At 71.3% G+C, this 23509-nt stretch carries 16 protein-coding genes; 3 read left to right on the top strand and 13 right to left on the bottom strand.

The genetic code is table 11. The annotated features are described in order from the left end of the window. Positions 1-62: 62 nt before the first annotated feature. Genes ABT296_RS10985 through ABT296_RS10975 form a run of 3 tightly spaced genes read right to left on the bottom strand, consistent with a single transcriptional unit; the run spans position 63 to position 3742 of the window. Positions 63-992 (bottom strand): carbohydrate ABC transporter permease, encoded by a 930-nt coding sequence (locus tag ABT296_RS10985; RefSeq protein WP_351925572.1) that lies wholly within the window; start codon positions 990-992, stop codon positions 63-65. Then, on the bottom strand, positions 989-2023 hold the full coding sequence (locus tag ABT296_RS10980; RefSeq protein WP_351925570.1) for an ABC transporter permease: 1035 nt from the start codon (positions 2021-2023) through the stop codon (positions 989-991). The genes ABT296_RS10985 and ABT296_RS10980 overlap by 4 nt, the downstream gene beginning before the upstream one ends. A gap of 27 nt (positions 2024-2050) precedes the next feature. Then, positions 2051-3742 carry an extracellular solute-binding protein gene (locus ABT296_RS10975; RefSeq protein ID WP_351925568.1) on the bottom strand — a complete coding sequence of 564 codons (1692 nt, stop codon included), beginning with the start codon at positions 3740-3742 and terminating at the stop codon, positions 2051-2053. A gap of 391 nt (positions 3743-4133) precedes the next feature. Here ABT296_RS10975 and ABT296_RS10970 point away from each other — a divergent pair, with 391 nt between their 5' ends. Then, on the top strand, positions 4134-6953 hold the full coding sequence (locus ABT296_RS10970; protein WP_351925566.1) for a glycoside hydrolase family 3 C-terminal domain-containing protein: 2820 nt from the start codon (positions 4134-4136) through the stop codon (positions 6951-6953). Positions 6954-7112: 159 nt separating this feature from the next. Here ABT296_RS10970 and ABT296_RS10965 read toward each other — a convergent pair whose 3' ends face one another. The 3 genes from ABT296_RS10965 to ABT296_RS10955 all read right to left on the bottom strand — a co-directional run bounded on the left by ABT296_RS10965 (position 7113) and on the right by ABT296_RS10955 (position 12899). Continuing rightward, positions 7113-8558 carry an aldehyde dehydrogenase family protein gene (locus ABT296_RS10965; RefSeq protein WP_351925564.1) on the bottom strand — a complete coding sequence of 482 codons (1446 nt, stop codon included), beginning with the start codon at positions 8556-8558 and terminating at the stop codon, positions 7113-7115. A 544-nt stretch (positions 8559-9102) separates the two neighbouring features. Further along, positions 9103-10707 carry a PucR family transcriptional regulator gene (locus ABT296_RS10960; RefSeq protein WP_351925562.1) on the bottom strand — a complete coding sequence of 535 codons (1605 nt, stop codon included), beginning with the start codon at positions 10705-10707 and terminating at the stop codon, positions 9103-9105. Positions 10708-10799: 92 nt separating this feature from the next. After that, positions 10800-12899 carry an ATP-binding protein gene (locus ABT296_RS10955; protein ID WP_351925561.1) on the bottom strand — a complete coding sequence of 700 codons (2100 nt, stop codon included), beginning with the start codon at positions 12897-12899 and terminating at the stop codon, positions 10800-10802. Positions 12900-13139: 240 nt separating this feature from the next. Between ABT296_RS10955 and gabT the strand changes: the two genes are divergently transcribed. Next, positions 13140-14474 (top strand): 4-aminobutyrate--2-oxoglutarate transaminase, encoded by a 1335-nt coding sequence (gabT, locus tag ABT296_RS10950; RefSeq protein ID WP_351925560.1) that lies wholly within the window; start codon positions 13140-13142, stop codon positions 14472-14474. Positions 14475-14632: 158 nt separating this feature from the next. Next, positions 14633-15505 carry a phosphatase PAP2 family protein gene (locus tag ABT296_RS10945; protein WP_502977224.1) on the top strand — a complete coding sequence of 291 codons (873 nt, stop codon included), beginning with the start codon at positions 14633-14635 and terminating at the stop codon, positions 15503-15505. On the opposite strand, the gene ABT296_RS10940 is transcribed toward ABT296_RS10945, so the two are convergent. From ABT296_RS10940 to ABT296_RS10910, 7 genes are all read right to left on the bottom strand, one after another. Further along, positions 15444-17237: a chitinase gene (locus ABT296_RS10940; RefSeq protein WP_351925558.1), complete on the bottom strand. Its 1794-nt coding sequence runs from the start codon at positions 17235-17237 to the stop codon at positions 15444-15446. The genes ABT296_RS10945 and ABT296_RS10940 overlap by 62 nt on opposite strands. A gap of 68 nt (positions 17238-17305) precedes the next feature. After that, positions 17306-17767: a hypothetical protein gene (locus tag ABT296_RS10935; protein ID WP_351925556.1), complete on the bottom strand. Its 462-nt coding sequence runs from the start codon at positions 17765-17767 to the stop codon at positions 17306-17308. Between the two features lie 116 nt (positions 17768-17883). Further along, positions 17884-19311 (bottom strand): NAD(P)/FAD-dependent oxidoreductase, encoded by a 1428-nt coding sequence (locus tag ABT296_RS10930; protein WP_351925554.1) that lies wholly within the window; start codon positions 19309-19311, stop codon positions 17884-17886. A gap of 23 nt (positions 19312-19334) precedes the next feature. Then, entirely contained in the window at positions 19335-20135 is an 801-nt protein-coding gene (locus ABT296_RS10925; protein ID WP_351925552.1) for an ABC transporter permease, read from the bottom strand. Further along, a complete protein-coding gene (locus ABT296_RS10920; protein WP_351925550.1) occupies positions 20136-21062 on the bottom strand; it encodes an ABC transporter permease in 927 nt (308 codons plus the stop codon). It lies immediately after the preceding gene. Next, complete coding sequence (locus ABT296_RS10915; protein ID WP_351925548.1) at positions 21062-22219, bottom strand: ABC transporter ATP-binding protein; 1158 nt, start codon at positions 22217-22219, stop codon at positions 21062-21064. The genes ABT296_RS10920 and ABT296_RS10915 overlap by 1 nt, the downstream gene beginning before the upstream one ends. After that, complete coding sequence (locus tag ABT296_RS10910) at positions 22216-23463, bottom strand: polyamine ABC transporter substrate-binding protein (protein WP_351925546.1); 1248 nt, start codon at positions 23461-23463, stop codon at positions 22216-22218. The genes ABT296_RS10915 and ABT296_RS10910 overlap by 4 nt, the downstream gene beginning before the upstream one ends. Positions 23464-23509: the final 46 nt, after the last annotated feature.

Here is a 23509-nt window from a genome sequence, read left to right as displayed (position 1 = left end):
GGAGCCGGCCCGGCGCTGGGACGAAGGGGCGGGTCTGCCCCGCTGGGGTGGAAGGGCTGGGGTCAGCCCTTTACCGCGCCTGTCAGCATGCCCTTCTTGAAGTGGCGTTGGACGAAGGGCGAGAGCACGGCGACCGGGAGCAGCGCCATGACCATCACGGCCATCTGCACCCCGAGCCCGGACAGCTGGCCCGTCTTGATGGCCTGCCCCAGACCGACCGGGGCCTCCTGCTTCTGCACCAGCTGGATCATCACGTTCTGCAGCGGCATCATGTCCTGGTCGTTGAGGTACAGCGAGGCGTTGAACCACGCGCTCCAGTACCCGACCGCGTAGAACAGCGTGATCACCGCGACGACGGCCCGGGACAGCGGGAGGACGATCTGCCACAGGATCCGGACGTCCCCGGCCCCGTCGATCCGCGCGCTGTCGGTCAGTTCGGGTGAGATGCCCATGAAGAAGCCGCGCAGCACCAGGATGTTGAAGACGCTGATGGCGCTGGGCAGGATCAGCGCGAGATAGCTGTCGGTCAGCCCCAGCGTCTGCACCAGCAGATAGGTGGGGATGAGGCCGGCGCTGAAGAACATCGTGGCCAGCAGGGTCATCAGGATCCACCGGTGCCCGAGCGAGCCGCTGCGCGAGAGCCCGTAGGCGCACAGCACGGACACCGTCATCGAGAACGCCGTACCGACCAGGGTGACCAGCACGCTGACGATCGCCGCGCGGGTCACCTGGCCGCCGCTGAGCAGCTCCTGGTAGGCGACGAAGGTGATGTCCTGGGGGATCATCACCAGTCCGCCGGCCTCGTCGATGCTCTGGCGCGTGGACAGGCTGGTGACCACGACGATCCACAGCGGGAAGAGGATCCCCAGGCAGGCCAGCCCCAGCACCAGCGCCTTGCCGGCCAGCCCGCCCCTGGTGGGCGCTTCCTCCCAGACCGGCCGGGGCGGGCCGGCCCACCGGCCGCGCACCGGTTTCTCCATGACGGCGGTCACTTCTTGTACACCCCCTGCTCGCCCATCAGATGGGCCACCTTGTTCGCGGCCAGTACGAGTCCGATGCTGATGACGCCCTTGACCAGGCCCGCCGCGGCCGCGTAGCCGAAGTCCTGGTTGCGCACGCCGTTCCACCACACGAACGTGTCGAGCACTTCCGCGGCGCCCGGTCCCACCGCGTCGCGCTGCAGCAGGATCTGTTCGAAGCCGACGGTCAGCGCGTCACCCACCCGCAGCACCAGCAGCAGCGCGATCACCGGACGGAGCGCGGGCAGCGTGACGTGCCACATGCGCCGCCACCGGTTGGCGCCGTCCATCGCGGCAGCCTCGTACAGGTCGGGGCTGACCGCGGCCAGCGCCGCGAGGAAGACGATGATCCCCCAGCCGGCGTCCTTCCACACCGCCTGCGCGGTGACCAGGAACTTGAAGGTGTTCGGGTCGGTCATGATGTCGATGCCGTCGTACCCGTGGTCGCGCAGCAGCTGCGAGAGCAGCCCGGCGCCGCCCAGCAGTTGCTGGAAGACCGCGATGACCAGCACCCACGAGAAGAAGTGCGGCAGGTACAGCACGGCCTGGGCGACCGCGCGCACCCGGGGCCTGACCACGCTGTTGATGAGCAGCGCGAGCAGTACCGGGATCGGGAAGAACAGCACCAGTTGGAGGAAGAACAGCACGAGCGTGTTCTCGACGGCCTGCCAGAACGCGGAGTCCTCGAAGATCCGCTGGAAGTTCTCCATCCCCACCCAGGGGCTGTGCAGGATGGAGACGATCCCGTTCTCGCTGATGTAGGGGTCGTAGTCCTGGAAGGCGACCACGTTGCCGAGGATCGGCACGTAGTTGAAGAGCAGTACCAGGACGAGCGCGGGCAGCGTCATCAGCAGCAGGACGCGGTCGCGTCCGAACCTGTGCCGCAGGCTCAGTTTCCCCGCGGGCGGTCCGCCACCCGGCCCGGTGGCATCACCGGATGCCGCCGGGGACTTCGCCGTCGTGTCGGCCTCGGTCCTGCTCCGAGGCACCGTGCTGTGGGACACGGCCGTTCTCCTTGCCTCGGTGCCGGATCAGTTGGCCGCGGAACCGTTCTGGTCGAGGATCTGCTTGTACCAGTCGCGCAGCTTGTCGCCGCCCTTGCTCTTCCAGTCCGAGACGGCCTGCTGCATGTCGGAGATCTTCTTGCGGCCGCGGACGATGTCGTCCTCCAACTGCTCGAAGTCGTTGGAGAGGTTGGTGTAGCGGCTCGGCTCGGTGATCTGCATGCCGTAGAAGGAGCTCTTCCTGGTGAAGGCGCCCATCCGCTGCTGCCACTCGACCTGGCCCTTGGCGACATCGGGGAAGTCCGGGTGGGCGATGGTGGCGGCGGGGCTCGCGACCATGACGTAGGCGTTGAGCACGTCGATGTTGCCCTGGTCGGTCTTGGTGGGGATGCCGTCCTTGACGGTGTAGTGGGTGCCCTCCACACCGTAGTTGGTCATCATGTACTCCTTGGTGCCGTACGGCGCCGCGGTGACGTTGGCGACGGCGAGCACCTCGCGGACGACCGCCTCGGAGGCCTTCTTGTTGACGAAGGCGAAGATGCCGGCGGGCTGTTCGGCCCACATGGTCGGGCTGCCCCCGTCGTGGCCCCAGACGTCCATGCCCCAGACCTTGAAGTCCGGGTTGGACACGGCCTGTTCGGCGGTGCGGCTCCACCACTGCGAGATGTTCTGGGCGTAGATGAGGAACTCGCCCTTGGCGAACTTCGGCCCCGGGTCGGGGGCGTTCTTGCCCATCTTCGCGTCGGGGTGGACGACTCCGGCCTCGAAGAGCTTGCGGGACCACTCCAGCGCCTCGAGGTACTCCTCGGTCTCGATGCGGTAGACCAGCTTGCCGTCGACCAGGTTCCAGCCGAGCGGCTTCTCGCTGCCGGAGAGGACGCCGAACGCCTGGAAGGCGGTCCACTTCATGTCCATGCACGCCCAGCGCTTGGCCTTGGCGTTGGTGATGTCCTTGGCCAGGGCCAGGAACTCGTCGCAGGACTTGGGTACTTCGTACCCCTCCTCCTCGAAGATGTCCTGGCGGTACAGCGGGACGATGCTGGGTGCCCACGGGGAGGGCATGGGCAGGCCGCGCAGCTTGCCGCCGAAGATGGAGCGCTGCCAGGAGTCGCTCGGGATCGCGGCGAGGTTCGGGTACTCCTTGACCGCGTCCCCGGAGAGGTAGGGGCCGAGGTCGGCGAACTTGCTGATGATGGCGGTGGGTATCTTGCCGCTCATGTTCCAGCCGGGCACGACGACCACGTCGGGCACCTCGCTGGAGGCGAGGACCGCGCCGAGCTTCTGCTCGTAGGTGTTGCCGTCCTGGTTCTGCCACTGGACGTCCACGCCGATCATGTCGTTCATCGCCCGGTAGTAGGCGTTGTCGCCCTTGGGCGGTGAGCCCCAGAACGGCGACATGACGGTGATCCTGCCGCCCTTGCCGAGCTTCTTGGGCACCGACGTCTTCAGGCCGGCCAGCTCCAGCTTGCTGGTGAACCCGGCGGCGGAGCCGTTCTTGGCGGGGATGTCCGGCACGACGACATTGCTGGCGACGTAGGCCGGCAGGATCTTCTTGGCGTCCTTGCCCGACGTGGTGCCCTCGCGCGAGCCGCTGTCGGAATCGCCGCACGCGGCGAGGAGCGGCATTCCTCCCGCCACCGCTGCGGCGGCGACCGCCGAGGAGGCGAGGAAGCTTCTCCGGCTGGGCGCGGAGGATCCCGAGGAGGCGTTCGGCGTCATTGCGTCAACCCTTCGTGGCGCACCTGGACACCCGGCGGTGGGCCGTCGGCTGCGGTGTCGTAAGTGGAACTGGCTGAGCTGAAGCGCTGCTCGGACCTCGGTGGGCCCGGTGAGTGTCCTGAGACCTCGGTGAGCCCGACGGGACCCCGTGTGCTCGATGGGATCCCGGTGTGCGAATCAGTCGAAGCGCTTCGATGTTGCTGCGAGGTTAAGTGAACACCCATGGGCGCACAAGGGTCGTTCCCAAGATTCCTCCACGACCGGCGGCATGACCATTTCTCATGGGCCGCCTGAACTGGCAGTGCCGATCCCTTGACACCCACCCCTGCGTCGAATGAGCATCGAAGCGCTTCGAAAGAGCCGTACCGATCCATCGCAAGGGGATCCCCACGTGACCGCACACCCGCCGCCCACTGAGCCTTTTCGCGATCCCGGCCTGCCGTTCGCGAAGCGCGTCGACGATCTGCTCCGGCGGCTCACCCTCGACGAGAGGATCGGCTTCCTGCACCAGTTCGCCCCGGCCGTCGAGCGGCTCGGGGTGGCGGCCTTCCGCACCGGGCAGGAGGCCCTGCACGGGGTGGCGTGGATGGGCCCGGCGACCGTGTTCCCGCAGGCCGTGGGGCTCGGCGCGACCTGGAACCCCGAGCTGGTGCGCCGGGTCGGCGAGGCGGTCTCCCGGGAGGCCCGCGCGATGCGGGTGCGGGACGAGCGGGTCGGCCTGAACGTGTGGTCGCCCACCGTCAACCTGCTGCGCCACCCCCTGTGGGGGCGCAACGAGGAGGGCTACTCCGAGGATCCGCGGCTGACCTCCGCGATCGCCACCGCCTACACCCGGGGTCTGCGCGGGGACCACCCGGTGTACTGGCGCACCGCGCCGGTCCTCAAGCACTGGCTGGCCCACAACAACGAGACCGACCGCGACACCTCGTCCGCCTCGGTGCGGCCGCGCGTCCTGCACGAGTACGACCTGCGCGCCTTCCGCGAGACGGTGGAGGCGGGCGCCGTGGCCGGGGTGATGCCGGCGTACAACCTGGTCAACGGCCGCCCCAACCATGTCTCGCCGTATCTGCGCGAGCAGTTGCGCACCTGGACCGACGAGGAGCTGCTGGTCTGCTCGGACGCGGGCGCGCCGTCCAACCTGGTCGACTCCGAGCACTACTTCGACACCCACGAGGAGGCGACGGCGGCCTCGCTGCGGGCCGGCGTCGACAGCTTCACCGACCACGGCACGGACGGTTCGATCATCACCGGCCGGTTGCGCGGGGCGTACGAGCGGGGCCTGCTGTCCGAGGCCGACCTCGACACCGCGGTCCGCCGCCAGCTGTCGGTGCGGTTCCGGCTCGGCGAGTTCGACGGGTACGACGACCCCGGCGCCTTCGACACCGCCGAACACCGGGCGCTCGCCCTGGAGGCGGCCGAGCAGGCGGTCGTCCTGCTGCGCAACGACGGGGTGCTGCCGCTGGCCCCGGACACCCGGATCGCCGTGGTGGGACTGCTCGCCGACGAGTGCAAGCTCGACTGGTACAGCGGCACCCTGATGCACCGCTCCACCCCGTTGGAGGGCCTCTACGAACGGTTCGGCGCCGAGCGGGTGGAGTTCGTGGAGGGCGTGGACCGGATCCGGCTGCGCACCTCGGCGGGCGCGTTCCTGTACGTGCCGCAGGCGGCGGCCGACGACGAGGTGCGCGGCGCCGAGGGCGCCCTGGACCCCGCGCTGCTGGCGGGCCGGACCGATCTGCCGGCGCTGACCACGGACCCGGTGGGCACCGAACTGGCCCTGGTGGACTGGGGCGGGGGCGTGCTGACGCTGCGCGCTCCCGACGGCCGCTATCTGTCGGTCGCCGAGGACGGCCGGGTCCGCGCCTCCGCCGAGCAGCCCGGCGGCTGGGTGGTGCAGGAGACGTTCCGGCTGGAACCGCACGACGGGGGACACCTCCTTCGGCACCTCGGCACGGGTCGGCACGTCTGTGTCGCCGCCGACGGGGTGAAGGTTGCCGAGGAGGGCGCCGAGATCTTCGAACTGCTCGTCGTCGAACGCGGCGAGGAGGCGGTACGGCGGACCGCGGCCCGCGCCGACGTGGTGCTGGTGGTCGCGGGCAACGACCCGCACATCAACGGCCGCGAGACCGAGGACCGCACCACCCTGCGCCTCCCCGACCAGCAGGAACGCCTGCTGCGCGCGGCCCGCGCCGGCAACCCGCGCACGGTGCTGGCGCTGGTCTCCGCCTACCCCTACGCGGTCGATCCGGGCTCACTGGCCGCCCTGCTCTGGACGGCCCACGGCGGCCAGGCGGCGGGCACCGCGCTGGCCCGGATCCTGGCCGGCGACGTCTCCCCCGCCGGCCGGCTCCCGCAGACCTGGTACGCGGACGACGCCGATCTGCCCGACCTGCTGGACTACGACATCATCGGCGGCCGCCAGACCTACCTCTACTTCGAGGGCAGCCCGCTCTACCCGTTCGGCCACGGCCTGTCCTACGCGTCCTTCTCCTACGGCGACCTGACCACCCGGGTGACCGGCGAGTCGGTACGGGTCACCTGCGCCGTGACCAACACCGGGCGTCCCACGGCCGACGAGGTCGTCCAGCTCTACGCCCGGGCCGTGGACCCGTCGGTCCCGCGTCCGCGCCGCGAGCTGCTCGCCCACCGCCGGATCACCCTGGCCCCGGGCGAGCGCGCCGAGGTCGCCTTCGAAGTGCCCCTGTCCGCCTTCGAGTTCTGGGACGTGGCGCACGGCCGCCCGCACCTGGAGCCGGGCCCGTACGAGCTGATGGTCGGCGGCTCCAGCGAGGACGCCCGGCTGCGCGCGACGGTCGAGCTCGACGGAGTGCCGGTGCCGCCCCGGGCGGTGCGCGAACACGGCCTGGACGCGGCGGACTTCGACGAGCAGAGCGGCTCCGCGATCGTCGACCGGACGCGGACCTCGGGCGACGCGGTGACGCCGTCCGGCTCCCGGTCTGCCGAACTCCTCTACCGGGCCTGCGACTTCGGCGCGGGCGTCACCCGGGTGACGGCGACGGTGTCCGGCGAGGGGACCGTGGAGGTGTCGCTCGACGGCGGCTCCGGGTACGCGGTGCTGACCGTGAAGGAGCCGACCGGACCGTACGAACATGTGCTGCTGGAAGCGGAGTTCGGCGCCGCGGGCGTCCATGACGTCCGCCTCAGACTGCGCGGCCCGCTGCGGCTGGCGCAGGTCGGCTTCTCCGGTTGAGGGTCCGGACCAGGCCGGCACGGCAGGAGGGGCCCGGCGCCGGGGAGCACCGGTGCCGGGCCCCTTCGCGCTTCTTCGGAGGGTACGCCGACGGCCGGAACCCCCGCACAGTTCGGGTTCCGGCCGTCGGGGCCGTCAGGACGGCTCAGACAGGACGGCTCAGAGGGCGAGGCCGGTGAGGACCAGGACCCGCTCGTAGGTGTAGTCGTCCATCGCGTACCGCACGCCCTCGCGGCCCACGCCGGACTGCTTGGCGCCGCCGTAGGGCATCTGGTCGGCGCGGTAGGAGGGCACGTCGCCGACGATCACGCCGCCGACCTCCAGGGCGCGGTGGGCGCGGAACGCGGCCTGGACGTCGTGGGTGAACACGCCCGCCTGGAGGCCGTACTTGGAGTCGTTGACGGCGGCGAAGGCCTCGGCCTCGCCGTCGACCTTCTGCACCGACAGGACCGGGCCGAAGACCTCCTCGCAGGCCAGCGTGGTGCCGGCCGGCAGGTCGGTCAGCACGGTCGGCGCGTAGGAGGCGCCGTCGCGCTTGCCTCCGGTCAGCAGCGAGGCGCCCGCCCCGACGGCCTCCTGGACCCACGCCTCGACGCGCTTGGCGGCGTCCTCGCTGACCAGCGGGCCGACGTCGGTGCCGTCGTCGGAGGGGTCGCCGGTGACCTGGGCCTCGACGGCGGCGACGATGCGCGGGAGCAGGCGGTCGTGGACGGAGGCGTCGACGATCACCCGCTGCACCGAGATGCAGGACTGGCCGCCCTGGTAGTTGGAGAAGGTCGCGATCCGGGTCGCGGCCCAGTCCAGGTCCTCGTCGCTCGCCCAGTCGCCGAGCACGACGGCCGCGCCGTTGCCGCCCAGCTCCAGGGTGCAGTGCTTGCGCGGCACCGAGTCCATGATCGCGTAGCCGACCTTCTCGGAGCCGGTGAAGGAGATCACCGGGAGCCGCTCGTCCTGGACGAGGGCGGGCATCCTGTCGTTGGCGACCGGCAGGATCGACCAGGACCCGGCGGGCAGCTCGGTCTCGGCGAGCAGGTCGCCGAGGATCAGGCCGGAGAGCGGGGTCGCGGGCGCGGGCTTGAGGATGATCGGCGCGCCGGCCGCGATCGCCGGGGCGATCTTGTGGGCGCACAGGTTCAGCGGGAAGTTGAAGGGCGCGATGCCGAGCACGACGCCCTTGGGGAAGCGCCGGGTCAGGGCGAGCCGGCCCTGACCGCCGGGGTCGGTGTCCAGGCGCTGGGCCTCGCCGCCGTTGAAGCGGCGGGCCTCCTCGGCGGCGAAGCGGAACACGGAGACGGCACGGCCGACCTCACCGCGGGCCCACTTGACCGGCTTGCCGTTCTCGGCGGAGATCAGCTGGGCGATCTCCTCGGTGCGCTCGGCCAGCCGGCGGCTCACGTGGTCCAGGGCGGCGGCGCGCACGTGTGCCGGGGTGGCGGCGAACTCGTCCCGTACGGCGTACGCGGCGGCCACGGCCTCCTCGACCTGCGCGTCGGTCGGCACGCTGACCTTGCCGACGGTCCGGCCGTCCCACGGCGAGATGACGTCGAAGGTGTCCGCGCCGGTGGCCTGGCGGCCGGCGAGCCAGAAGGCGTAGGTGGAAGTCATTGTCGAGTCCCGGCCCTTCCGCGTTGAGGGGGTGAAGTTCCTGATTCCGCCCCCCACGGTAGGCGCGCGAGCTCCGGCGGACGCTTGTCCGACTCGTAGCACTACGGAATCCGGCTGCTACGAATTGGCGGAGTGAGCCCGCGCCCACCCAGGACCGCGAGAAGCGGCCCGCCCGGCTGACGGTTCGGAGGGGTCACTTGTCGGGTGCGGCGCCGTCGTGGTTGTTCGCGCAGTTCCCCGCGCCCCTGGGGTGGGACGGTCGTCGAGCCCGTTGGGCCGTGCGGCGCCGTCGTGGTTGGTCGCGCAGTTCCCCGCGCCCCTGGGGTGGGACGCTCGTCGAGCCCGTTGGGCCGTGCGGCGCCGTCGTGGTTGGTCGCGCAGTTCCCCGCGCCCCTGGGGTGGGACGGTGGTCGAGGCCCTTGGGCCGTGCGGCGCCGTCGTGGTTGGTCGCGCAGTTCCCCGCGCCCCTGGGGTGGGACGGTGGTCGAGGCCCTTGGGTCGTGCGGCGCCGTCGTGGTTGGTTGCGTGGTTTGCAGGTGGGCCGTCAGTCGGCAGTTGTCGCCTTCAAGGCCAGCCACAGCTCCATTCGGACATCCGGATCGTCCAGCGACCGCCCGAGGATCTCCTCGACCCTCCGCATCCGGTACCGCAGCGTATGCCGGTGCACCCCGAGATCCGCCGCCGCCGCGTCCCACTGCCCGTGCCGCGACAGCCACGCCCGCAGCGAGGCGACCAGATCCCCCCGCCCCGTCGCGTCATGCTCGCGCAGCGCCCGCAGCAACCCGTCCGCGAACGCCCGCACCGCGTCGTCCGCGAGCAGCGGCACCACCGACCCGGCCGCCATCCGCTCGTGCTCCACGAGCACCCGGCCCCGCCGCCGGGCCACCGACAGCGCCTGCTCGGCCTGCTTGTAGGCGGCGGCCGCGGCGATCGGCCCGGCCGGCGCCGACAGCCCGACGACCAGCTCGCCCTCCCCGCCCGCCTCCCGCACCGCGCCACCCACCCGCGCGGCCTCCAGCTCCGCCGCGTACTCCGCGCACGCGGACACCGCGGCGCCGCCGTCCCCGGCGAGCACGACGAGCCGCTGCCCCTCCGGGACCACCAGCACCGCCTCCCCGGCCCGTGCCGCGGCCGACTCCACGACCTCGGCGAGCGCCCCGAGCGGATCGCCGCCGTGCCCCGCGGCGGCCTCCACGCCGGCCGGCGTCACGGCTTCGGCGACCATCATCCGGAAGGGCGCGTCGAGGACCTGCCCGTACAGGTCCCCGGCGACGGCGCGGGCGTGGTCCGGCTCGCCCGCGAGCAGCATGCGCAGCACCGCCGCGCCGAGCCGCTGCTCCGCCGCGTGCAGCGAGCGGGAGCGTTCCGTGGTGAGGGTCAGCAGGGCGATGGCGGAGTGGACGGCGTACCGCTCGGCGGTGCCGAGGGCCGCGGCCGTGCCGACGGCCAGCGCGGCGCGGGGTCCGCGGCCGGTGCCCAGGCTGTGCAGTTCGACCCGGTCCTCGTTCTCGGGTCCGCCGGCGACCGCGGAGGCGGGCGCCGGCCGTTCCCGCAGCCGCTCCACGTCGGCGGTGAGCCGGGCGGCCCGGCGGACCGCCCACTCGGGGGCGGTGGCGACGACGGCGCCGGAGGCGTCGTAGAGCGCGGCCCAGCCGTCGACCTGCGCGGCGAGCGCGGCGAGCAGCCCCTCGGGCCCGTCGTTGAGGGCCTGCTTCGTCAGTTCGCGCTGGGCGGCGAACCCGGCGGTGACCGCCCGGTACTGGTCGGCGGCGATGGCCGCCGAGACGGCCTTGCTGATCGCGAGGAACGGCGTGCGGCGCGGCACCTCCAGCAGCGGCAGCCCCTCCTGGCGGGCGGCGTCGACCAGGGGCCGCGGGATGTCGTCGTAGTTGACGCCGACCGCGAAGCCGAGCCCGACGACCCCGGCGCCGGCCAGGCGCTTGACGTAGCGGCGCATCTCCGCGGGGTTCTCGGCGTCCAGCTTCAGCGCGGTGATCAGCAGCAGTTCCCCGCCCTCCATGTACGGGACGGGGTCGGCGAGTTCGCTGACATGGGCCCAGCGCACGGGCACGTCGAGCCGGTCCTCGCCCGCCCGCACGGTCAGCTTGAGCGCGGAGTGGTGGACGAGTGAGGCGAGCGTGGGAGGCATGGGGCCTTCGGGTCGACGGGGGCGGCGCCGAACTTTTGGCCGCCGTGTATGAACAGCCTATGCCGATTCCGCCGCACCGTACGGAGGCGAGGTCACTGCCGCAGGTCCACCAGGAGCGGCGGCGCGTGCTCGCCGCGCACGCTGGTCAGCGACAGCACCGCGTGCCCCGGCGGCACCGCGTGCGCCAGTTCGGAGGCCGACCAGCGTTCCCGCTCGACCTGCCGCACGGTGACGGCCCGCGCGGTCGGCGCCTTGCCGGTGATGACCCGGCGCACCGCGTGCACCGCCTTCCCGGCCGGTGTCTCGGCGATGATCTGCCGGTCGGTGACGTCGCGTGCCTCGGTCCACTCCTTGCCCCACGCCTCTGCGAAGTCCTGGCCGTCCCACGGGGTGAGCCCGGAGAGCGCCATCCGGCATCCGGCGGCGCCCAGCAGCGGTCCGCGCAGGGGCCTGGGCACGTCGTCCAGGCTGCGCAGGGTCAGGACGGCCCCGGCGTTCCCGGACCGCAGCCGCTGGATGCCGCGGACGGCCTCGGGGGTCACCACGCCGGTCGCGTCGTCGAGGATCAGACAGGCGAACAGCGAACGGTCCTCGCGCACCGCGACGCTCGCGGTGAACTGGGCCAGGACGAGGCGGGCCAGCATCCGTGAGGCGTCGGCGTGCCCGCGCGCGGGCAGGTCGATCCGGACCCGTACGGGGTGGTCCAGGGCCTTGAGCGAGAAGGGCCGGGACTGTCCCGAGGTGTCGAAGAACCCGGCGAACGCGGGCCGGTCCAGCAGCGCCACCCGGTCGGCGAGGACGCCCCCCACGTCGCCGGGGTGCGCCAGTTGCCGCTCGCGCGCGTCCAGCTCCCGCAGCAGCGACTCCTGCCCGGAGCCCTCCAGCGCGGTGCGCAGCGCGGCGAGCGGTCCGGGGGCGCCGTCGAGCAGCTGGCGCAGCTCCGGCACGGACGGGAAGCGTCCGTGGACCGCCCGGAAGGGGCCGAGCAGTTGGGCCAGTACGGTCGTGGAGCGCCGGCTGTCGCTGCCGGGGTGCGGGTCGGCGAGATCTCCGACCAGGGCCTCGGCCAGCACGGCCGCCGCCTCGTCGGGGTCGGTGGTGCCGCCGTACAGGTCGAGGTCGTAGACGGACTCGGGGTTCCCGACGCGGACGACGACGTCGTAGGCGTCGGCCTCGCCGAGCCCGGCGCCCGCGGCGCCGACGACCACGACGGCGGCGCGTCCGGCGAGGGCGTGCAGGCACAGCGACTCGGCGAGCGGCCGGACGACGCTGCCGGTCTTTCCGGCGCCGGCCGGGCCGACGGCGATCATCGAGGTGCCGAGCAGCTCGGGGCCGAGGGCGAGTCCGGTGCCGCGGTAGGCGTAGGGGTTGCGGGCGTCGTCGGCGGTGGTGCCGAGCCGTACCTGGCCGGTCACCAGGTCGTGGCGGGCGTGCCGGGCGGGCAGGTCGCGGGCGCCGGAGGGGTGGAGACAGGCGGCGGCGCCGTCCTGGAGCACCGCGCCGGTGAAGGTGGCGAGGGGGTGGCGGCCGCTGCGCACGCTCTGCCAGGCCCGGGTGATGCGGGCGTGGTCGACGTCCCGCATCCGTCCGGCCCGCGCCTCGGCGGCGAGCCGCTCGGCGGCGTCCTGGGCCCCGGCGGCGCGCAGCGCGGGCCACTCGGCGGGGTCCTCCTGCGGGGGCGGGGGCGTCTGGGCGGCCTGGGGGGCGGTGACCCGGCGCAGGACGGGCGCGAGGTAGCGGCGCCAGATCTCCGACCAGCGGCCCAGCCGCCCCACGCTCACCATGATCGTCAGCGCGACGACGACGTACCAGGTGTAGCTGAGCACCACCCGGCTCATCGAGTGGGCGTCGGTCCAGGAGTCCGTCATGGCCAGCAGCGGCAGGACCCACCAGCCGCCGAGGTAGCCGTTCCACAGCAGCGACCAGATCAGCCAGCCGACCAGGAAGGCGATCAGCGCCCCGCTGAAGAGCTGACGTGCGGGGACGACCTCCGGCTCCTCCTCCGGCCGGGCCACGTGCCCGAACCGCCACACCCCCGGCGCGGCCTCCGGCCGGGACGTCCGCAGCCACGCCAGGAAGGCGGACCCGTCCGGCCTGGGCGGCGCCGTCGGCCTGGGCGGAACGGCGGAGCGTGATCGCGGCACAGGTGTCGCATGCGTGCCCCGCGCGTCCTGCGTCCCGTCGCTGTCCATCGCCGTTGCCCCCTGACCAGCCGTTCCGTCCACCGTCAGCGAGTCAATCTAACGCCCCCGCAAGGGGAGTTCACCGTTAGCCGCCCCGGCACGCTGGGCGGAGCCCCGCTGCCGCTATGTCCACGGCGGACAACCGACCACGCCGACAACGCCCACATGGAGCATGCCCACCCCCCGTTCTCCGTCCTAGCCTGCGAGAAAAGAGAAGACAAGCATCCGCAAAACCCCCAGGAGCCCCTCATGACCGACCTTCCGCAGGAGCGCCGCGTCGTCACCGCCATTCCCGGCCCGAAGTCGCAGGAGCTTCAGGCCCGCCGTCTCGCGACGGTGGCGCAGGGCGTGGGTTCCGTGCTGCCGGTGTTCACCGCGCGCGCGGGCGGCGGCATCATCGAGGACGTCGACGGCAACCGCCTGATCGACTTCGGCTCCGGTATCGCCGTGACCTCCGTCGGCGCCTCCGCCGAGGCGGTCGTACGCCGGGCGAGCGCCCAGCTCGCCGACTTCACGCACACCTGTTTCATGGTCACGCCGTACGAGGGCTACGTCGAGGTCGCCGAGGCGCTCGCCGAGCTCACGCCGGGTGAGCACGCCAAGAAGTCCGCGCTGTTCAACTCGGGCGCCGAGGCCGTCGAGAACGCGGTGAAGATCGCCCGCGCGTACACCAAGCGCCAGGCCGTCGTCGTCTTCGACCACGGCTACCACGGCCGGACGAACCTGACGATGGCGCTGACCGCGAAGAACATGCCGTACAAGAACGGCTTCGGTCCGTTCGCGCCCGAGGTGTACCGGGTGCCGGTGGCCTACGGCTACCGCTGGCCGACCGGTGCCGAGAACGCCGGCCCCGAGGCCGCCGCGCAGGCCATCGACCAGATCAGCAAGCAGGTCGGCGCCGAGAACGTCGCCGCGATCATCATCGAGCCGGTGCTCGGCGAGGGCGGCTTCATCGAGCCGGCCAAGGGCTTCCTGCCGGCGATCGTGAAGTTCGCCAACGACAACGGCATCGTCTTCGTCGCCGACGAGATCCAGTCCGGCTTCTGCCGTACCGGCCAGTGGTTCGCCTGTGAGGACGAGGGCATCGTCCCGGACCTGATCACCACGGCCAAGGGCATCGCCGGCGGTCTGCCGCTGGCGGCCGTCACCGGCCGCGCCGAGATCATGGACGCCGCGCACGCGGGCGGCCTCGGCGGCACCTACGGCGGCAACCCGGTGGCCTGCGCCGGCGCCCTCGGCTCCATCGAGACGATGAAGGAGCTGGACCTCAACGCGAAGGCGAAGGACATCGAGGCGGTCATGAAGGCCCGTCTCGGCGCCATGGCCGAGAAGTTCGACATCATCGGCGACATCCGCGGCCGCGGCGCGATGATCGCCATCGAGCTGGTCAAGGACCGCGCGACCAAGGAGCCGAACGCGGAGGCGACCGCCGCCCTCGCCAAGGCCTGCCACGCCGAGGGCCTGCTGGTCCTGACCTGTGGCACCTACGGCAACGTGCTCCGCTTCCTGCCGCCGCTGGTGATCGGCGAGGACCTGCTGAACGAGGGCCTCGACATCATCGAGCAGGCCTTCTCCCGCATCTGACGCCCCACGGGCCCCACCGGTCCCGCGCGAAGGCCGCTCGACGGCCGCGCGGGACCGGGGCCACGGAGGCAGGAGCGTGTGAAGAACGTGTGCGAGGTGTCTGTCGGGACTCCGATCCTGCTGTCCTGGACCCACCCCCTGTCGTAGGTTCTACCCAGATGAGAGATACACCCCGTCCACAGGGCACTGTGGGCGACACCGGGCCGGGGCCTCCCCAGCTTCGACCCGGTCGTGCCCTCGCGCACACGAACGGGGCCTCTGGCTCCGGATCTCCTCACCGATCGGACGGTCGCCCGCCCCAAACCCCCCGGGGCGCGCGACGATCCGGTCCGGACGGCCGCCCCGGAACCACCCCCCCTGTTCCGGGGCGGCCGACCTCGTTCCGCTCCCTCCTGGGACTTCTCGGGCTTCCGGCCCTGCTTTTCGCGCTGATCACCTGGCAGGTCGTCGCCGACGGCCCGCTGGTACGGGTGGACGAGCGGCTCAGCCGAGCACTCGTCCACCCCGATCGCGTCTCCGAACTCCTCTCCGACCTGGGCAACGTGCAGGTCGCCGTACCCGTGCTGGCTCTGGCCCTCGGGTACACGGCCCTGCGGTCCCGGCGGGCCGGTGCGGGCCACTGGTGGTGGCCGGCCGCGGCCGGGACGCTGCTGATGGCCTTGGTCCCGGCCCTGGTCGTACCGCTCAAGGTGCTGACCGACCGGCCGGGCACCCCGGCCGTGCCGCCGGCCACCGGCTACTTCCCCTCCGGTCACACGACCACCGCGGTGGTCGCCTACGGCACCGCGACCCTGCTCCTGCTGCCCCTGCTGCGCTCCCCGGCCGCCCGCCGCGCCCTGGTGGCTGTCTGCCTCGCCCTGGTCCTGGGCGTCTCCTTCGGCCTGGTCCGGCGCGGCTACCACTGGCCGCTGGACGTGGCGGGCGGCTGGTGCCTGGGCACGCTCCTGCTGACGTGCTTCGTGCTCGCGGTCAGCCGAAGTAGCCGTCGAAGGTCCGCTGGAACTCCCAGTTCGAGTAGCGGTCCCAGTTGATCGACCACGTCATCAGGCCGCGCAGCGCGGGCCAGGTGCCGTGGGTGGCGTACGAGCCGCAGTTCACCTTTCGGGTCAGGCAGTCGAGGGTCTTGACGACCTCGGCGGGGGCGACGTGGCCGTTGCCCGCGTTGGTGGACGCCGGCATGCCGATCGCCACCTGGTCCGGGCGCAGCGGCGGGAAGACGTTGTTCGCGTCGCCGGCGACGGGGAAGCCGGTGAGCAGCATGTCGGTCATGGCGATGTGGAAGTCGGCGCCGCCCATGGAGTGGTACTGGTTGTCGAGGCCCATGACCGGGCCCGAGTTGTAGTCCTGGACGTGGAGCAGGGTGAGGTCCTCGCGCAGGGCGTGGATGACCGGAAGGTAGGCCCCGGCCCGCGGGTCCTGGCCGCCCCACCTGCCGGTGCCGTAGTACTGGTAGCCGAGCTGGACGAAGAACGTCTCCGGGGCCATGGTCAGCACGAAGTCGTCGCCGTACCTGGCCTTGAGGGTCTTCAGGGCCGAGATCAGGTTCACGATCACGGGGGTCTTCGGGTTCTTGAAGTCCGTGTCGTCGGCGTTCAGGGAGAGCGAGTGGCCCTCGAAGTCGATGTCGAGGCCGTCGAGCCCGTACTCGTCGATGATCTTCGAGACCGAGCTGACGAACACGTCCCGGGCGGCGGTCGTGGTGAGCTGCACCTGGCCGTTCTGGCCGCCGATGGAGATCAGCACCTTCTTGCCGGCCGCCTGCTTGGCGCGGATCGCGGCCTTGAAGTCGGCGTCGCTCTCGACGCCCGGGCACTCGGTGGCCGGGCAGCGGTCGAAGCGGATGTCTCCGGAGGTGACCGAGGTCGGCTCGCCGAAGGCCAGGTCGATGACGTCCCAGCTGTCGGGGACGTCGGCGAGCCGGGTGTACCCGGAGCCGTTGGCGAAGCTGGCGTGGAGATAGCCGACGAGGGCGTGCGGCGGCAGGTCGGAGGAGCCGCCGCCGCCCGCGGTGGTGGTCGCGGTGACCGCGGCGGACTTCGCGGACTCCCCGGCGTCGTTCACGGCGGCGACCTGGAAGGAGTACGCCGTCTGTGGCGCCAGTCCGGTCACCGTCGCCGAAGTGCCGCTCACCGTCTGGACCTTGGCCCCGTCGCGGTACACGGCGTAGCTCGTGGCGCCGCTCGCCGCGGTCCAGGACAGAGCGACGCTGGAGGAGGTGACCGTGCCGGTGCGCAGGCCCGTGGGCGGGGCGGGTGGCTGACCGGGGTCGACGGACGGGCCGACCAGGGAGACGTCGTCGGCGTGGTAGGCGCCGGTGCCGTACCAGCCGTGGGTGTAGATCGTGACCCTGGTGGTGGAGGGGCCGGTGCGGAACGTGGTGCCGAGCCGCTGCCAGTCCGGGGCGGACTGGGTCCACGCGGAGACGTCGGTGGTGCCGGTACCGCTCGCGCCGAGGTAGACGTAGGAACCGCGGACATGGCCGGAGAGGGTGTACTGGGAGTCCGGTTTCACGGTCACGGTCTGCGCGCACCGGGCGTTGTCGCTGCCGGCGGGGGTCGCCCGGAGCGCCGAGGCGCCGCTGCGCACGGGTGAGCCGACGGTGGTGCCCGCGGTGCAGGTCCACCCGTCGAGTCCGGACTCGAAGCCTCCGTTCCTGGCCAGGTCCGCGTCGGCCGCACGGGCGGCCGACGAGAGCGCGGTGATGCCGGTTCCGGCCAGCAGGGTGGCCGTGAGCAGGGCGAGGAGAGGTCTGGGGCGGTCCACAAGTGCCTCCGGGCATGGGGGAATTGGAGGGTGGAGCGCGCTCAATTTGGTCCAGACCAATCAGCTTGTCAAGGGTTCCGGCCGTCGCCCTCCGTCGCCAGGCCCGCCGCCGCCTCGTGCATGGCCAGTTCCAGCAGGGCCGGGTCGGTGAGGGTGCCGGAGCCGTCCGGCGGGACCAGCCAGCGGACGCCGCCGGTGGCGCGCCCGGGGTAGGGCACCACGATCCAGGTGCCGGCGCCCGCGCTGCGGATCCCGGTGCCCAGCCAGCGGGCCGCGGTGCCCGGCGGCACGAAGAAGCCCATGCGCGCGTCGCCGAAGTCGACGAGCACCGGCCCCGGCAGGTCCAGCACCCGGGTCAGCACGTCGAGGGTGGGATAGCCGAGTTCGCCCGGCAGGATGAGCACGTCCCAGGCCCTCCCGGCGGGCAGCAGCGCGACCCCGTGCGGGTTGCGCTCCCACTCCCAGCGGCAGGACTCGGGGTCCGGAGCCACGGACGCGAGCCACTCGACCGCCGTTTTCGCCCCTGTCATGACGGGGACCTCCCTCTTTCCGTCGTGGACGCCTTGTGCGCCACGAGGGAGAGGAAGGTCCCGGCCCGCCATTACGCGGGTTCTCCTCACCCGTCCGGGTGAGACGGGTCACAGGGTCAGCTGTCGAAGCCCAGACCCAGCCGGTCCATGGCCTTCAGCCACAGGTTGCGCCGCCCGCCGTGCGCGTCGGCGCGGGCCAGCGACCACTTGGTCAGCGCGATCCCGGTCCAGGCGAACGGCTCGGGCGGGAACGGCAGCGGCTTCCTGCGGACCATCTCCAGTTCGGTGCGCTCGGTGCGCTCCCCGGCCAGCAGGTCCAGCATCACGTCGGCGCCGAACCGGGTCGCGCCGACCCCGAGCCCGGTGAAGCCCGCCGCGTAGGCCACCTTGCCCTGGTGGGCGGTGCCGAAGAACGCCGAGAACCGCGAGCAGGTGTCGATCGCGCCGCCCCAGGCGTGGGTGAAGCCCACCCCCTCCAGCTGCGGGAAGCAGGTGAAGAAGTGCCCGGCGAGCTTCGCGTAGGTCTCCGGGCGGTCGTCGTGCTCGGCGCGCACCCGGCCGCCGTAGGGATAGACGGCGTCGTAGCCGCCCCACAGGATCCGGTTGTCCGCGGAGAGCCGGAAGTAGTGGAACTGGTTGGCGCTGTCCCCGAGGCCCTGACGGCCCTGCCAGCCGACCGACTTCAGCTGCTCGGGGCTGAGCGGCTCGGTCATCAGGGCGTAGTCGTAGACCGGGACGGTGTAGGCGCGGACCCTCTTGACCAGGTTGGGGAAGATGTTCGTGCCGAGGGCGACCCGGCGGGCGCGGACCTCGCCGTAGGGCGTGGAGACGGACATTCCGGCGCCGTACGGCTTCAGGGTGAGGGCGGGGGTGTGCTCGTACACGCGGACGCCGAGGCGGACGCAGGCCGCCTTGAGGCCCCAGACCAGCTTGGCGGGGTTGAGCATGGCGACCCCGCGGCGGTCGTACAGGCCGGCCTGGAAGGTCGGCGAGTCGACGTGGGCGCGGACCGCGTCGGCGTCCAGGAACTCCACACCCTCGGCGAGGCCGCGGCGCTCCATCTCCTCGTACCAGTCGCGCAGTTCCCACGCCTGGTAGGTCTCGGTGGCGACGTCGATCTCGCCGGTGCGTTCGAAGTCGCAGTCGATGCCGTGCCGGGCGACCGCCGCCTCGATCTCGTCGAGGTTGCGGGCGCCCAGCTCCTCCAGCCTGTGGATCTCGTCGGGCCAGCGGGTCAGCCCGTTGGGCAGCCCGTGGGTGAGGGAGGCGGCGCAGAAGCCGCCGTTGCGGCCCGAGGCGGCCCAGCCCACCTCGCGGCCCTCCAGCAGGACGACGTCCCGGTGCGGGTCGCGCTCCTTGGCCAGCAGCGCGGTCCACAGTCCGCTGTACCCGCCGCCGACGACCAGCAGGTCGCAGCTCTCGGGACCGGTGAGCGCGGGCGCGGGGTGCGGCCTGCCGGGGTCGTCCAGCCAGTACGGAACCGGCTGCGCTTCAGAAAGTGCCTTTGTCCAGTGATTGCCACGACTCATGGCGCCAGGGGCCATGATTTCAACTCCCTACATTGGCTTTACGCCTTTTGCTTGTTGCGTCGGCCGCTGATGACCATGGAGGCCAGGACGAACAGTACGGCGATGAGGAACATGCCGGTACCGATGACATTGATCTGAACGGGCGTTCCGCGCTGTGCCGAACCCCAGACGAACATGGGGAAGGTGACGGTGGAGCCCGCGTTGAAATTGGTGATGATGAAATCGTCGAAGGAGAGCGCGAAGGCGAGCAGCGCGCCCGCGGCGATTCCGGGTGCCGCGATCGGCAGGGTGACCCTGAGGAAGGTCTGGAGGGGACCGGCGTAGAGGTCCTGCGCGGCCTGCTCCAGCCTCGGGTCCATCGACATGACGCGTGCCTTGACGGCCGTCACGACGAAGCTGAGGCAGAACATGATGTGGGCGATGAGAATGGTCCAGAAGCCCAGCTGGACACCCATGTTGAGGAAGAGGGTGAGCAGCGAGGCGGCCATCACGACCTCGGGCATGGCCATCGGCATGAAGATCAGCGAGTTCACCGCGCCGCGCGCCCGGAACCGGTAGCGGACCAGGGCGAAGGCAATCATCGTGCCGAGGGCGGTGGCGCCGAGCGTCGCCCAGAAGGCGATCTGGAGGCTGAGGGTGAGCGAGGAGCACAGCCCCGAGACCCCGCAGGGGTCGGTCCAGGCGTCGGTGGAGAATTTCTGCCACTCGTAGTTGAAGCGGCCCTTCGGTTCGTTGAAGGAGAACACCGTCACGACGATGTTCGGCAGCAGCAGGTATCCGAGCGTGAAAAGGCCCGCGATGACGACGAAATTGCGCCGGAGCCAGTTGACGAAGGCCATTTAAACCAGATCCTCCGTGCCGGACTTACGGATGTACAGCGACACCATGATGAGGATCGCGAACATCAGGATGAAGGAGAGCGCCGCCGCCGTCGGGTAGTCGAGAATTCTCAGGAACTGCGACTGGATGACGTTGCCGATCATGCGGGTGTCGGTGGAACCGAGCAGATCGGCGTTGACGTAGTCACCGGCGGCAGGGATGAAGGTGAGCAGCGTGCCGGAGACGACACCCGGCATCGACAGCGGGAAGGTGACCTTCCGGAAGGTCGTGACCGGCCGCGCGTAGAGATCGCCCGCGGCCTCGTGCAGCCGGCCGTCGATCCGCTCCAGCGAGGTGTAGAGCGGCAGGATCATGAACGGCAGGAAGTTGTACGTCAGACCGCAGACCACGGCCAGCGGGGTGGCCAGCACCCGGTCCCCCGCGGTCATGCCGAGCCAGCTGGTGACGTCCAGGACGTGCAGCGAGTTCAGCGCGCCCACCACCGGGCCGCCGTCCGCGAGGATCGTCTTCCAGGCGAGGGTGCGGATCAGGAAGCTGGTGAAGAACGGCGCGATCACCAGGATCATGATCAGGTTCCGCCAGCGGCCGGCCCGGAAGGCGATGAGGTACGCCAGCGGATAGCCCAGCAGCAGACACAGGATCGTCGCGGAACCGGCGTACAGCACCGACCGCAGGAACTGCGGGTAGTACTCGGTCAGCGCGTCCCAGTAGGTGGAGAAGTGCCAGGTGACCTCGTAGCCCTGCTCCAGCGAGCCGGTCTGCACCGAGGTCGACGCCTGGTAGACCATCGGCAGCGCGAAGAACACCACCAGCCAGGCGAGTCCGGGCAGCAGCAGGAGGTACGGGGTCCAGCGGCCCCGCCTGCGCGGGGGCTTCGCCTTCTCGGGGGCCGGCGCCACCGGCGGCGCCTCGGTGACCGTCGCCATCAGACCGCCTCTTCCTGGATGCCGGCGTCGATGGCCTGGGCGGCGTCCAGTCCGAAGGTGTGGGCCGGGGACCAGTGCAGGACGACGTCGGCCCCGGGCACCAGCCGGGCGTCGCGGTCCACGTTCTGGGCGTAGACCGAGAGTTCGGGGCAGACGGGGCTGTCGATGACGTACTGCGTGGAGACGCCGATGAACGAGGCGTCGGCAATCTTGCCGGTGAGGCGGTTGCGGCCGTCGGGTATCTCGCCCGCGTCGTCGGCGTGGGTGAGGGAGATCTTCTCGGGGCGCACACCGACCAGCACCTTGCCGCCGGTCTCGGCGGGGGCCGTACAGCGGGCCCGGGGCAGGACGAGCTTGCCGCCGCCCGCCCTGACCACGATCTCCGCGCCGCTCCCGGTGTCGACCTCGGCCTCGATGAGGTTGGAGGTGCCGAGGAAGTTGGCGACGAACGTCGTCCGCGGGTTCTCGTAGAGGTCGGCGGGGGCGCCGAGCTGCTCGACGCGGCCCGCGTTCATCACGGCGACCGTGTCGGCCATCGTCATGGCCTCCTCCTGGTCGTGCGTGACGTGCACGAAGGTGATGCCGACCTCGGTCTGGATGCGCTTGAGCTCCAGCTGCATCTGGCGGCGCAGCTTGAGGTCGAGGGCGCCGAGCGGCTCGTCGAGCAGCAGCACCTTGGGGTGGTTGATCAGCGCGCGGGCGACCGCGACGCGCTGCTGCTGGCCGCCGGAGAGCTGGTGCGGCTTCTTGCGGGCCTGCTCGCCGAGCTGGACCAGCTCCAGCATCTCCTCGACCTGCTTCTTCACGCTCTTGATGCCGCGCCGGCGCAGACCGAAGGCGACGTTCTCGAAGATGTCGAGGTGCGGGAAGAGCGCGTAGGACTGGAAGACGGTGTTCACCGGCCGCTTGTACGGCGGCAGCCCGGTGACGTCCTGGTCGCCGAGGAAGACGGTGCCGGACGTCGGCTCCTCCAGGCCGGCGATCATGCGCAGGGTGGTGGTCTTGCCGCAGCCGGAGGCGCCGAGCAGGGCGAAGAAGGAGCCCTGGGGGACGGTGAGGTCCAGCGGGTGTACGGCGGTGAAGCCGCCGTAGGTCTTGCTGATCCCGGTGAGGCGGACGTCGCCGGTGGTGTCGTTCTGGGTGGTCACGTCGGTCACGCCCCCGTCAGCTTCGCGAACTTCGTTTCGAATTCGGTCTCTTCCTTCGAGCTCAGCGAGCGGAAGGCGCGGGACTTCGCCGCCATGGCCTTGTCGGGGATGATCAGCGGGTTGTTCGCCGCATCCTCGTCGATCTTCGCCAGTTCGTCCTTGACCCCGTCGACGGGGCAGACGTAGTTGATGTACGCGGCCAGTTCGGCGGCCGCCTTCGGCTCGTAGTAGAAGTCGATGAGCCGTTCCGCGTTGGTCTTGTGCCGGGCCTTGTTCGGCACCATCAGGTTGTCCGTCGACGTGATGTAGCCGCTGTCGGGCATCAGGAAGTCGATGTCGGGGCTGTCCGCCTTGAGCTGCACGACGTCACCGGCCCAGGCGATACAGGCGGCGAAGTCGCCGCTGGTCAGGTCGGAGGTGTAGTCGTTGCCGGTGAAGCGGCGGATCTGGCCCTTGTCGACGGCCTTCTGGATCCGGGCGACGGCCGCGTCGAAGTCGTCGGTGGTGAAGTCGCCGGGGTCCTTGCCCATGTCGAGGAGGGTCATGCCGATGCTGTCGCGCATCTCCGACAGGAACCCGACCCGGCCCTTGAGCTTGGGGTTGTCCAGCAGGTCGGAGAGGGTCTTCACCTCGACCCCGTCCAGCGCCTTCTTGTTGTAGGCGATGACGGTGGAGATGCCCTGCCATACGTAGGAGTAGGCGCGGCCCGGGTCCCAGTCCGGGGAGCGGAACTGGGAGGACAGGTTGGCGTAGGCGTGGGGCAGGTTGGACGGGTCGAGTTTCTGCACCCAGCCGAGCCGGATCAGCCGGGCGGCGAGCCAGTCGGTGACGCAGATGAGGTCGCGCCCGGTGTCCTGGCCGGCCGCCAGCTGGGGCTTGATCTTGCCGAAGAACTCGACGTTGTCGTTGATGTCCTCGGTGTACTTGACCTTGATGCCGGTGCGTTCGGCGAACTGGTCGAGGGTGGGGTGGCGCTTGCCGCTGTCGTCGACGTCCATGTACTCGGTCCAGTTGGAGAAGCTGACGCTCTTCTCCTTCGCCGAGTGGTCGTCGGCCGACTGGCCGCCCTCGGTCTTGCCCGCCGCCGGGATGCCGCAGGCGCTCAGCGCGCCCAGGCCGCCGACCGCGAGCGCCCCGCCGGCGGAGCCGCGCAGCAGCGAACGGCGGCTGAGCGAGGCCCTGCCGTTGCGGAAGCTGCGCCGCATGGCGGCCACTTGGGCCGGCGAAAGGCGGTCGGGCTCGAACTGCTCCATGCGCTTGGTGCCCTTTCGGAGGGTGGGCGGCCGCCGGTCGAGCGGC

This window comes from Streptomyces sp. NPDC000983 (genome assembly GCF_040299205.1).
Taxonomy (GTDB): Bacteria; Actinomycetota; Actinomycetes; order Streptomycetales; family Streptomycetaceae; genus Streptomyces.
Note: the sequence above shows the minus strand (reverse complement) of the source record. Positions and strands in the feature narration are given on the sequence as shown.